This is a genomic window from Undibacterium sp. (genome assembly GCF_030683615.1).
Taxonomy (GTDB): Bacteria; Pseudomonadota; Gammaproteobacteria; order Burkholderiales; family Burkholderiaceae_D; genus Undibacterium; species Undibacterium umbellatum.
Window position 1 is genome coordinate 54,792 of sequence record NZ_JAUXQE010000036.1, and the last position, 12,326, is coordinate 67,117.

Consider the following 12,326-nt stretch of genomic DNA (forward strand, 5'->3'; position numbering starts at 1 on the left):
TATTGAACACGCGCAGGCATACTGGAGTCAATTGCAAATCAATTGCAGGCTACCATTAGATTCAACTTGTTTGTGCTAACTCAATCATTCGCACGGGGCTGGGTAAGTGCCAGGTAATTTTCTGGCAAGGCGAAACGCTCCCCAAATTGCGCTTGTAATCGTGCTGCACGCACGGCAAACCGTTCTGCGCCTACATGATTAATAAATTGCACTGCACCGCCAGTCCAGGCTGGGAAGCCGATGCCAAAAATAGAACCTATATTGGCATCGCGGCTGGATTCGAGTACGCCTTCAGCCATGCAACGCAGGGTTTCTATGGACTGTATATAGAGGAACCTGTCTTGCAAATCGGCATATGGCAGCCTGTATCCGACTTTTTCAAACAACTTGGGCAATTCTGGCCACAAATATTTCTTGCCACCGTCTGCGGGATATTCATAAAAGCCAGCACCAGCAGCTTTACCTGCACGCTGATGCTCATCAAGCATGGCATTGATAATGGCTGCAGACGCCGGGGCTTGCCAGCTCTTGCCTTCCGCTTCCAGATCGGCTTTGGTTTGCGCTGCGACATGGCGCGACAGGCTCAGCGATACTTCGTCCTGCACTGCCAGTGGACCAACCGGCATGCCGACTGAGAGTGCAGCGTTTTCTATGAGCGCTGCTGGCAAGCCCTCTGCCAGCATGCTCAAACCCTCGTTGACAAAACTGGCAAACACTCTGCTGGTGAAAAAACCGCGTGAGTCATTGACGACAATGGGCGTCTTTCCTATCTGCAGGACGTAGTCATATGCGCGGGCCAGTGTTACCTCATTCGTTAGTTTACCCTTGATGATTTCCACCAGTTGCATTTTGTCAACAGGTGAAAAGAAGTGTATACCTATGAAACGTTCGGGATGGTTGATAGCCTTTGCCAGGCCGCTGATCGGCAGGGTAGAGGTGTTGCTTGCCATGATGCCATCTGCTGCCAGCATGCTTTCAGCTTCACTGCTGACCGTGGCTTTGAGTTCACGGTTTTCAAACACGGCTTCGATGATGAGGTCGCATCCAGAAAAATCACTGGTATGTGCTGTTGGCAGTATCAACTCCAGTTGGCGTGCTGCTGTTTCTGCTGGCAGGCGACCTTGCGCGACTTTTTTATGCAGATTGTTGGCAATATTGGTTTTGCCTTGCTCAGCTTTTTCCAGTGTATGCTCTTTCAATATGGTAGTGATGCCTCGCGCCGCACTGACAGCGGCTATGCCTGCGCCCATCATGCCAGCACCAATGATACCGAGTTCGCTTACATTGGATTTCGGGATATGTTGCGGGCGACTTTTGCCTGAGCTGATTTCCTGCATCTGGAAGAACAGGGTGCCTATCATATTCTTGGCGACCTGCCCAGTTGCTAGGTGGGTGAAGTAACGGCCTTCAATTTTCAGGGCATTGTCAAAATCAACTTGTGCGCCTTCGACCATCGCTGCCAGTATTGCTTCTGGAGCGGGATAATTGCCACGAGTTTTTTCACGCAACATGGCTGGTGCCACCATAATCATCGGCAGCAGTTTGGCAGAATTGGCTGCGCCACCGGGCAGTTTATAGGCCGCATCATCCCATGGCTGCTGTGCGTGTGGATTGGCCAGTATCCATGTTGTAGCCTGTTGCAACATGCCTTCATGGCTGCTGGCGAGGGCATGTACCAGACCAGCCTTTACAGCGGCTGCCGGAGAAACCTGCTTGCCTTCCAGCAGATAAGGCATGACTTCCTGCAATCCCAGCAGACGTACACTGCGTACCACGCCACCCGCACCGGGTAATAATCCCAGCGTCACTTCGGGGAAACCGATTTTTGCTTTGGGATTATCCAGTGCAATGCGGTAATGGCAGGCCAGCGCCAACTCCAGTCCGCCGCCAATGGCGCTGCCATTGATGGCGGCGACCACGGGCTTGCTGAGTTTTTCCAGACGACGCAACACAGCCTTGTTTTTCTCTACCATGTCCAGACAGGACTTTGCATCTTGTATGCTGATGAGTTCGCGCAAGTCGCCACCAGCAAAAAAACTGTCCTTGCCTGAAGTCAGGATGACGCCGCTGAGTTGTTCTTTTTCTTCTTCCAGTCTGGCGACGGCAGATGCCAGTGCATCACGAAATGCTGCGTTCATGATATTCACTGACAAACCCGGCATGTCTATGCTGAGAGTGACTATGTTGTGTTCGTCTTTGCTGTAATTGATCATGATGTTTTTTTCGCTTATATTTCTGGTTTAAACGCGCTCTATGATGGTGGCGATGCCCATGCCGCCACCCACACACAGGGTAATGAGGCCACGTTTTAACTGACGCGCTTCCAGTTCGTCTATCAGATTGCCCAGTAACATGCAGCCAGTTGCCCCCAGTGGGTGGCCCAAGGCAATCGAGCCGCCATTCACATTCACTTTTTCTTCCGGCACCTTGAGGTCTTTCATGAACTTCATGACGACAGCAGAAAAGGCTTCATTGACTTCAAATAGGTCGACATCTTCTATCCTCAGGCCAGCTTTGCCCAGAGCTTTCAAAGTGGCGGGCCCGGGTCCAGTCAGCATGATGGTCGGGTCAGTGCCCGTCACTGCTGTAGCGACGATGCGGGCACGCGGGTTCAGTCCCAGGCGCTTGCCCATAGTTTCGCTGCCTATCAGGGCGAGGGCAGCACCATCGACGATGCCGGAAGAGTTGCCGGCTGTATGCACATGGTTGATGCGTTCAATGTGCGGATACTTGCGTATGGCGACACTATCAAAACCCATCTTGCCGGGCATTTCAAATGAAGCCTTGAGTGAGGCCAGCGCTGTCATGCTGGATTGTGGCTTGATGAATTCATCTTCAGCCAGTATCACAAGGCCATTCATGTCCCGCACCGGACGTAGGGATTTGAAGCGGCCAGCCGCGCGCGCTGCAGTGGCTTTTTCTTGCGAACGCAGGGCAAAGGCATCAACATCTTCACGGCTGAATCCTTCCAGCGTGGCGATCAGGTCTGCCCCTATGCCTTGCGGCAAAAAGTCAGTTCGCATGCTGGTTTGCGGGTCGGCTGCCCAGGCGCCACCATCTGATCCCATGGTCACGCGTGACATGGATTCGACACCGCCAGCGACCACCAGGTCTTCCCAGCCTGAACGTACTTTTTGAGCTGCCAGGTTGACTGCTTCCAGGCCGGATGCGCAAAAGCGGTTCAGTTGCACGCCTGCCACTTGCCAGTCCCAGCCCGCAGCCAGCGCCGCCGTCTTGGCAATGTCTGCGCCCTGGTCGCCAATGGGGGTGACACAGCCAAGCACGACATCATCGATCAGTGCAGTATCAAGCGACAGACGTTCTTGCATATCCTGCATCAGGCCAGACAGCAGGGAGATAGGTTTGACGCTATGCAGTGAACCATCTTTCTTGCCCTTGCCGCGCGGTGTGCGTGGTGCATCAAAAAGATAGGCTTCGGTCATTTCATTCTCCTGTCTGTTGGTCTGTACTGGAAGGGATATATGGCTTTGTAAGTGCTCAAGTGTATGATGATACAATTAATAAAGCAAATGCTTGATTAAATGCTGTGAGTCAGATTTTGCCACAGGACATAAGGAAAATACGCAATGACACAAAACATCATAAACAACCCTGAGTTTCAAGGCATGCTCAAAATGGTGATAGAGGAAAAAATCCCATTTTGTCATTTGCTCGGCATGAAGCTGGACAGTTTTGACCCGGATGCACCGCGCCTCAGCATAGGCATGCGGGACGAGTTATTAGGCAATTTTGCCCAAGGCATGCTGCATGGCGGTGTGATTGCCTCTGTATTGGACAGCGTGGCGGGTTTTGCCATCTTGCTCAAAATGGCACAGCAAAGCCCGCAAGATGATGTGATCTCGCAGCTCAAGGAATTTGGCAAGATGAGTACCATCGATTTACGCATCGACTATCTGCAGCCTGGGCGTGGCAAGCACTTTGTCGCTACCGCTGAAGTCACCCGTCTGGGCAAGCGCGTCGCCAATGTCCTGATGGATTTGCGTAATGAAAATGGTGACAGAATTGCGACAGGTGCAGCCGCATTCATGTTACATGGACGTGCTTGATTGCCTTTTTGCCTACTTGTACTAGGATAGTAGATGTAAGAACCTGTTTGCGATCTTACTGCGCGTGCGCAATCGGAGTCCACGCGGGGCTCATGTGCTGCTCAAAATGCTCATGAACTGGAGTACATTCCGCTTTTTGCGCTGCGTTTTTGTTACCCTGACCCCGCTGACGCACGCTCGCTACAGATCGCAAACAGGTTCCAAGCCAAAACAAGGGAGACTGACATGAGCATACGTCTTGAAAAAGCCAATGGACTGGCCACCATCATCTTTGATAATCCGAGTTGCATGAACGTGATGGGGGCAGCCGAGATACGCTCCCTGAACGAGTTGACACAGTTGCTTGCAGAAGACCACAGCATACGCGTCGTGATTGTTCGTGCCGAGGGCAAGGTATTTGGCGCTGGCGGCGACATTGCCAGCTTCAAGCCTGGCGACCCGGCATCCCCTGAAGCCATACGTGAAATCGGTGCTGAACTGAATCAGGCGATATTGCGGCTGCATAAATTGCCTGCGATTGTCATTGCCTCTGTCCACGGAGCGGTTGCCGGTGGCAGCATGGGCACTATGAATGCGGCTGATCTGGTCGTAGCTGCCAAGGGCACGCGCTTCAATATGGCTTACGCCAAGATAGGCGCCAGCCCTGATGTCGGCAATACCTGGTTCTTGCCGCGCCTGGTGGGTAACCGCAAGGCGCTGGAATGGTTATTGTTTTCAGAGAATTTCGATGCCGATGAAGCCTTGTCCTTTGGTCTCATTAATCTTGTCGTACCTCCAGAGCAATTAAAAGATGTGACTGAGAAGCTGGCGTTGAAGCTACTGCGTGGTCCTCAAGAAACTTATGCCAGAATGAAGCGCCTGATCTATCAGTCAGACGCGACTTCGCTTGAACAGCAGGTCAATGACGAGATCGAGGCTTTTGCAACGGTCACGATGACACCGGACTTTGCTGAAGGGGTATCAGCCTTCCTGGATAAACGCACGGCTCATTTTGGTTGCAAGCTGAATTAGTGATTCGACATTCAAATAGATAAAACTGCGTATTTCACCAAGGCATCCTGAAAGTAAGTTTGTCAGCGCCCAAGTTTGAACTCAATGTCGTTCATGCGCCACTCAGTGGTTGTACGTAGTTTTTCTTTTATTCAGTTGCTGACGATGCTATGTATAAAGCAAAAAAGTCTGGGAAAAATATTTTTGTATTTTCAGATTCAATTTAGGGGGTAATGGACTTTGCAACCAGGGGAAGAATTTACCTCATCACCCTGCACCTGAAACAAAAGGCCCTCCGATGACGGAAACGGCCGCGATCAATTGACGCTCCGAAGATTTATGCAATATTCAGGCTAGGTGAGAAATGTGACAATCGCATGACAAATTACGATGGATTTTGCGTCAGAAAGGCGACTTTTCCCTCCGAAAGTGTAAGATTAATCGAGTGTGTAGTGTTTTATTTTACTTTTTCCCGAAATTCTGCGTATAATCGTTCAGTCGTTGAGATTCAAAGTGGTAGTGCAGTATCAGTCTGTCATTTCTTACTTGGTTGAAACGATCTATCGGGCACATGCCCACATTAACTGAAATAGGAAATTGTAATGGCAACAGGTATTGTTAAATGGTTCAATGATTCAAAAGGTTTCGGCTTCATCACTCCAGATGAAGGCGGTGAAGATCTGTTTGCTCATTTCTCCGCTATCCAATCTAACGGCTTCAAATCTTTGAAAGAAAACCAACGCGTTTCTTTTGAAGTAACGACAGGCCCTAAAGGCAAGCAGGCTTCTAACATCCAAGCAATCTAATTGCTTCTTTGTTAGTCTGGTGTAACGCCAGATTTGCTCTAAGAAATCCCCGACATGTCGGGGATTTTTTTTATAAAAATACAAAATTTTCTTCCCCCAATAATTGCAAACGTATTTATACTAGTTTTGCGACATTTCTACTAAAGTTGTCTCGGATCAATACTTTCATTAAGAATTTTTGTATTCTTGCTTTAAATTGGCTAGGAACCTTAAAAAGGGGAAGTAAAGATGTTTAATCTGACAATCAGGTTAAGACTGATAGGCGTAATGGCTTTCATGGCAATCATGTTGGTCATAGGTGGATTGATGGGGATTTATGGTGTCAGAAACAGTAACGCCGTCATCAAGGAAATTTTTTCCAATCAATTGCCCTCTGTCGAGTCACTCGGGCAGTCACGAGTCCTTATCCTGCGGGCGCGCACAGCCCTTGACCGGGCGATCGCCCATCCGGAATTCCCTGATACTGCGGAGACCATCAAGCGTTCCGAAGATTTCTTCAATCAGTCAGAAGTATATTGGAAAAAATACCTGGCTTTACCGCAAGACGCAGGAGAGAAAAAAATCTCCGATGAGGTTTCTGTCTTGCGAGAAAAATACATCAAGGATGCACATCTTCCAATGGTGAATGCCATTAAGGCAGGTAATAAGGAGGAGGCGGATAATATCAATATGAAGATAGTGCCACCCGCCTATAGCGCCTACTCTGACAAAATGGCAATGCTCAGTGAGTATCAATTTACTGGTGCAGCCAATTCATTAAAGCTCAGCGAAAGCGCATTTACAACCTTCGTTTGGGTTGATGTTCTCGGAGTGATAGGTGGCTTGGTTGCGGTCTTTATTTCGGCTTACTTTTTACTCGCGGCCATTTCTCATCCATTAAAACTGGCAATTTCCCAGTTTGAAGCCATAGGTAATGGTGATTTGACGCAGCAACTGAAGCCAACGTCCCGAGACGAAATGGGGCAACTGGTCTCTGCTCTGGAAAACATGCGCCAAAGCCTGATGCAAACCGTCACCATGGTGCGTAATTCAAGTGGGTCTATTGCCATCTCTTCTGAGGAAATTGCCAGTGGCAATATGGACTTGTCCAGCCGTACTGAGCAGCAGGCTGCCAGCCTTGAAGAAACTGCTTCTTCCATGGAAGAGTTGACTTCGACCGTACAGCAAAATGCCGATAATGCCCGTCAGGCAAATACGCTGGCGTCAAATGCTTCTGAAGTCGCCAGCAAAGGTGGTCAAGTGGTCGGCGATGTGGTGCATACCATGTCATCGATCAAAGAAAGCTCGAAGAAGATTGTCGATATTATTGGTGTTATTGATGGCATCGCTTTCCAGACCAATATTCTTGCCTTGAATGCGGCAGTTGAAGCGGCGCGCGCTGGTGAGCAGGGCAGAGGCTTTGCTGTAGTGGCAACCGAGGTGCGTAATCTTGCGCAGCGTTCTGCCAATGCAGCAAAAGAAATCAAAGAACTTATCAGCAATTCTGTTGATAAGGTGGAGGTCGGTTCACGACTGGTGGATGATGCAGGCAAAACCATGGATGAAATCGTCGTCTCGATCAAGAATGTGGCCGACATCATGGCAGAAATCACTTCTGCCAGCGCTGAGCAAAGAGATGGTATCAACCAGGTAAGCCTGGCCATAGGCAAGATGGATGAGGCAACCCAGCAAAATGCCGCCTTAGTGGAACAGGCAGCAGCGGCAGCAAGCAGTATGCGGGATCAGGCGAATAATCTGAATCATGCTGTCAGTATTTTCAAAATTGATGCCAATGATGGCGGCACTAATGGTGGTAATAGTCGCGGCAATGCATCTGTGATATCGCCAGCAAAAGCCATGATCAAAAAAACCCCTGCTGCCAAACGTGCGACGGTCAATTCGCTGCCCGCAGCAGCAGCGACAGCACAAAATAAGACGACTAAAGGAGCCCCGTCAGCTGCGCAGGATGACTGGGAAGAATTTTAAGAACCTGTTCACGATCTTACTGCGCGTGCGTGATGGGGGCTCATGTGCTGCTCTTCACCTCGTGACGCCCGCTCGCTACAGATCGTGAACAGGGTGTAAGAGCGTTTGGCAACTTCCCTCCGCATCCGGAGCGTGCTTGATGCGGAGCAGGGACTCAGAAAAATTCAGAAAATTCTGCTCAGGATTTTTTCCAGTAATTTGGCTGGCTATAGGCATGGCGCAGAAAGTCGATGAAGGCACGTATGCGCAAGGGCAGGTGACGGCGTTGGGCAAATATCGCATAGATATCATTGCCCGGCGCATTGAATTCATCCAGTACAGTAATCAGCTTGCCTGATTCAATTTCTGCCCCCACTTCCCACATCGACCGCCAAGCCAGTCCTTTGCCGGATAGCGCCCAGTCATGCAAAACTTCACCGTCATTGCAGACCATATTGCCTTCCACTTTTAGCGTCACATTCTTGCCGTTCTGGCGAAAAGTCCAGCCGCGCTGGCTGCCGTCAGAGCTGAAAGCCAGGCAATTGTGTTTGCTGAGTTCATCCAGGGTTTGCGGTGTGCCATGACGCTTGAGATAGGTGGGCGAGGCGACCACCACACGTTTGTTATCCGCCAGCTTGACGCCGATGAGGTTGGAGTCGGTCAATGCGGCGATGCGTATCGCCACGTCTATGCCTTCACCGATCAGGTCTACCACGCGGTCATTCAGGCTTAGTGTCAGTTTCACATCTCGGTGCTCACTCAGAAAGGAGGGCATCAAAGGCGCGACATGTTGGCGGCCAAAACCAGCGGGTGCAGAAATCGTCAGCGTACCGCTGGCACGTGCGCTGCGTTCTGATACCGCACCTTCCGCCGCTTCCAGGTCAGCCAGTATGCGCTGGCAATCTTCCAGAAATGCTTCGCCCTCATTGGTCAGCGCCAGCTTGCGGGTAGTGCGTTGCAAAAGCTTGACGCCCAGGCGTTCTTCGAGAGCATCAAGACGGCGGCCTATCATGGCGGGAGCCACACCTTCAGCACGCGCCGCTGCCGACAGGCTGCCACGTGTTGCCACTTCAGCAAAGGTAGAAATTTGTTTGAATTGATCCATAGCAGCTTGGCTTCTTAATCTTTCATTTGCAACTAAAATGAAAAGATGTAGTGATGAAATGCGATGATTATAGTATTTTATATTGAATATACTGCTTCCATGATGATTACTATTCAATTTTCTACATTTACAATTACTGCATGTCGTTCAGTCGTTAAAGAAAACCATGACCATCTCTGCCATCGCCTTTGACGCCTACGGTACCCTGTTCGATGTGTATTCCATCAGTGAACAGGCAGACAAGCTATTTCCCGGCAAGGGACGGGCGTTGGCTGAACTCTGGCGCGACAAGCAAATTGAATACACACATCTGCGTACCATGTGCAGCATGTACAAACCATTCTGGGAAGTGACGCAGGACGCATTGATATTTTGCTGCCAGAAGCTGGGCTTGGAATTGACGCTGGATGCGCAAAATAGCCTGATGGGCCAGTACGCAAAACTGAAAGCTTTTCCTGAAAACCTGCCTGTCCTGCGAGCCTTGCAGGCGCAAGACATAAAAATGTCGATTTTATCGAACGGTAATCTGCACATGCTACAGTCTGCTGTCGATGCGGCTGGCATGCAGGGCATATTCAGCCATTTGCTGTCTGTCGAAGTCGTCAAGAAATTCAAGACTGCACCTGAAGCCTATCAAATGGCACCTGATGTATTTGGTGTGCCTGCCAAAAATATCCTGTTCGTATCCAGCAATTGCTGGGATGCCTGCTGTGCCACCTGGTTTGGCTACACGACATTCTGGGTCAACCGGCAAAACGCACCACTGGAACAACTGTGCGTCACGCCACATGGCGAAGGGCGCATGCTGCAAGACCTGATTCCCTTTATAGCAAAACACCGCAACTGATTTCGTTTTATTTCATTTTTTTGGAGACCACAATGACACAACTGACTTTACCTGAAGGCATGCAAATCAGCGGCGAAATCAAGCCAGGCTTTGCCGAGATTCTGACACCAGAAGCCCTGGCACTGGTTGCCAAACTGAGCCGTGCGTTCGAGCCACGCCGTCAGGAATTGCTGGCTGCCCGCGTAGAACGTGTGAAACGCCTGGATGCCGGTGAGACGCCAGACTTCTTGCCAGAAACCCTGCATATCCGCGAAGGCGATTGGAAGATTGCACCTATCCCCAAAGCACTCGAATGCCGCCGTGTAGAAATCACTGGCCCGGTAGAGCGCAAGATGGTCATCAATGCCTTCAACTCTGGCGCTGACAGTTACATGACTGACTTTGAAGATTCCAATACACCAAATTGGGATAACCAGATCACAGGCCAGATCAATATGCGCGACGCCGTGCGCCGCACCATCAGCCTGGAACAAAACGGCAAATCCTACAAGCTGAATGACAAGATCGCAACACTTGTTGTACGTCCACGTGGCTGGCACCTGGATGAAAAACATGTGCTGGTCGATGGCAAACGTATCTCTGGCGGCATCTTTGATTTTGCCCTGTTCCTGTTCCATAACGCCAAAGAACAACTGGCACGTGGCGCTGGCCCTTACTTCTATTTGCCAAAGATGGAGTCCCATCTGGAAGCACGCCTGTGGAACGATATTTTCGTGATGGCACAAAATGAAATCGGCCTGGCACAAGGAACCATCAAAGCGACAGTATTGATCGAAACCATTGTTGCTGCATTCGAGATGGATGAGATTTTGTATGAACTGCGCGAACACAGCTCTGGCCTAAATGCTGGTCGCTGGGATTATATTTTCTCTTGCATCAAAAAATTCAAGAACGACAAAGATTTCTGCCTGGCTGACCGTGCCAAGGTCACGATGACTGCGCCTTTCATGCGTTCCTATGCTCTGCTGTTGTTGAAAACCTGCCACAAGCGCAATGCACCAGCTATTGGCGGTATGGCAGCACTCATTCCTATCAAGAATGATCCTGAGAAAAACGAGATCGCCATGGGCGGCGTGCGCAATGACAAAGCCCGTGATGCAACAGATGGCTACGATGGCGGCTGGGTAGCTCACCCAGGCCTGGTAGAACTGGCGATGACAGAATTCAAGAAAGTATTGGGCGATGCCCCTAACCAGATTTCCAAGCAGCGCCCAGATATCGAAGTCAGTGCCAAGGATTTGCTGAACTTCCAGCCAGAAGCCCCGATCACTGAAGCTGGCCTGCGTTACAACATCAACGTCGGCATCCATTACCTGGGCGCATGGCTGGCTGGCAATGGTTGCGTACCTATCCATAATCTGATGGAAGATGCAGCTACCGCAGAAATCAGCCGCTCCCAAGTCTGGCAATGGATACGCTCTGCCAAGGGCAACCTGGAAGATGGCCGCAAGGTCACAGCCGAGATGGTACGCGCCATGATCCCTGAAGAATTGGCCAAGGTCAAAGAAGTGGCTGGTACAGGTGTTACCTATGACCGCGCTGCGCAAATTTTTGAAGAAATGTCGACTTCTGAAGACTTTGCCGAATTCCTGACTTTGCCTCTGTACGAAGAAATCTGATGCGCTAGATACATTGCAAGTTTGACCGGCTTGCAGATGATTGAAGAAGCGAACACTAAGGTGTTCGCTTTTTTATTTTGCAGGGGAAGTGTATTGTTTTTGAAAAACATGTTTAATTCATTACATATTTTAACAATGCAGCAATATAGCTTTGTTATATTGTTGTTCACTGTGCTGGGTACTTGCAAATTCCTTGCACAGAACCCGGGCAATCTCATACCTTAGAAAAGTGAGCGTAAAAAATGAAACAATATGGTGCTGAATTTTTGGGAACATTCTGGCTGGTGCTGGGTGGCTGTGGCAGTGCCGTGCTGGCGGCGGCTTTTCCTGGTGTAGGCATAGGCTTGCACGGTGTGTCACTGGCTTTTGGTTTGACCGTGCTGACCATGGCATATGCGATAGGCCATATCTCTGGCTGCCACCTAAACCCCGCCGTCTCTATCGGCCTGTGGGCAGGTGGTCGTTTTCCAGCCAATAAATTACTGCCTTACATTATTGCTCAGGTTTTGGGAGGCATCGTTGCTGGTGGGGTCTTGTACCTGATCGCGAGTGGCAAGGCTGGTTTTGACGTATCTGCTGGTTTTGCTTCAAACGGTTTTGCCGAGCATTCGCCTGGTGGTTATTCCATGGTGGCAGCACTGGTCACAGAAGTGGTGATGACCATGATGTTCTTGGTCATCATCCTTGGCGCGACAGACAGCCGGGCACCACAAGGCTTTGCACCTATCGCGATTGGCCTGGGTTTGACGCTGATCCATCTGATCAGCATTCCCGTCACCAATACATCGGTCAATCCTGCACGTAGTACTGGTGTCGCCATCTATGTGGGTGGTTGGGCTCTGCAGCAATTGTGGCTGTTCTGGCTTGCTCCTATTGTCGGTGCAGTGCTGGGTGCTGTCAGCTACAAGGCAATCGCTGGTGAGTCCAAGTAAAATCTGAGGGCAGGGC

10 protein-coding genes are annotated in these 12,326 nt (G+C 50.2%); 7 read left to right on the forward strand and 3 right to left on the reverse strand.

The window, feature by feature from the left end; all coding sequences use genetic code 11:
* Positions 1 to 80: 80 nt before the first annotated feature.
* Both Q8K39_RS18650 and Q8K39_RS18655 read right to left on the reverse strand, forming a co-directional pair.
* Positions 81 to 2,213 carry a 3-hydroxyacyl-CoA dehydrogenase NAD-binding domain-containing protein gene (locus tag Q8K39_RS18650; protein WP_305262591.1) on the reverse strand — a complete coding sequence of 711 codons (2,133 nt, stop codon included), beginning with the start codon at positions 2,211 to 2,213 and terminating at the stop codon, positions 81 to 83.
* A 27-nt stretch (positions 2,214 to 2,240) separates the two neighbouring features.
* Positions 2,241 to 3,443, reverse strand: a complete 1,203-nt coding sequence (locus tag Q8K39_RS18655; RefSeq protein ID WP_305262592.1) for an acetyl-CoA C-acetyltransferase — start codon at positions 3,441 to 3,443, stop codon at positions 2,241 to 2,243.
* Positions 3,444 to 3,587: 144 nt separating this feature from the next.
* Between Q8K39_RS18655 and Q8K39_RS18660 the strand changes: the two genes are divergently transcribed.
* The 4 genes from Q8K39_RS18660 to Q8K39_RS18675 all read left to right on the forward strand — a co-directional run bounded on the left by Q8K39_RS18660 (position 3,588) and on the right by Q8K39_RS18675 (position 7,828).
* Entirely contained in the window at positions 3,588 to 4,067 is a 480-nt protein-coding gene (locus tag Q8K39_RS18660) for a thioesterase family protein (protein ID WP_305262594.1), read from the forward strand.
* A gap of 225 nt (positions 4,068 to 4,292) precedes the next feature.
* On the forward strand, positions 4,293 to 5,078 hold the full coding sequence (locus Q8K39_RS18665; RefSeq protein ID WP_305262595.1) for an enoyl-CoA hydratase/isomerase family protein: 786 nt from the start codon (positions 4,293 to 4,295) through the stop codon (positions 5,076 to 5,078).
* 581 nt (positions 5,079 to 5,659) lie between these two features.
* Positions 5,660 to 5,863, forward strand: coding sequence for a cold-shock protein (locus Q8K39_RS18670; RefSeq protein ID WP_007878889.1), 204 nt, complete (start codon positions 5,660 to 5,662; stop codon positions 5,861 to 5,863).
* A gap of 228 nt (positions 5,864 to 6,091) precedes the next feature.
* Positions 6,092 to 7,828 (forward strand): methyl-accepting chemotaxis protein, encoded by a 1,737-nt coding sequence (locus tag Q8K39_RS18675; protein WP_305262600.1) that lies wholly within the window; start codon positions 6,092 to 6,094, stop codon positions 7,826 to 7,828.
* Between the two features lie 178 nt (positions 7,829 to 8,006).
* Here Q8K39_RS18675 and Q8K39_RS18680 read toward each other — a convergent pair whose 3' ends face one another.
* Positions 8,007 to 8,912, reverse strand: a complete 906-nt coding sequence (locus tag Q8K39_RS18680; protein WP_186951930.1) for a LysR family transcriptional regulator — start codon at positions 8,910 to 8,912, stop codon at positions 8,007 to 8,009.
* A 166-nt stretch (positions 8,913 to 9,078) separates the two neighbouring features.
* On the opposite strand from Q8K39_RS18680, the gene Q8K39_RS18685 reads away from it, so the two are divergent.
* The 3 genes from Q8K39_RS18685 to aqpZ all read left to right on the forward strand — a co-directional run bounded on the left by Q8K39_RS18685 (position 9,079) and on the right by aqpZ (position 12,310).
* Positions 9,079 to 9,759 (forward strand): haloacid dehalogenase type II, encoded by a 681-nt coding sequence (locus Q8K39_RS18685; protein WP_305262602.1) that lies wholly within the window; start codon positions 9,079 to 9,081, stop codon positions 9,757 to 9,759.
* A 32-nt stretch (positions 9,760 to 9,791) separates the two neighbouring features.
* The gene (gene aceB, locus Q8K39_RS18690) at positions 9,792 to 11,378 is read left to right on the forward strand and encodes a malate synthase A (RefSeq protein WP_186951928.1); all 1,587 of its coding nucleotides are present in this window, start codon (positions 9,792 to 9,794) and stop codon (positions 11,376 to 11,378) included.
* A gap of 242 nt (positions 11,379 to 11,620) precedes the next feature.
* Entirely contained in the window at positions 11,621 to 12,310 is a 690-nt protein-coding gene (gene aqpZ, locus Q8K39_RS18695; RefSeq protein WP_305262604.1) for an aquaporin Z, read from the forward strand.
* Positions 12,311 to 12,326 lie beyond the last annotated feature (16 nt).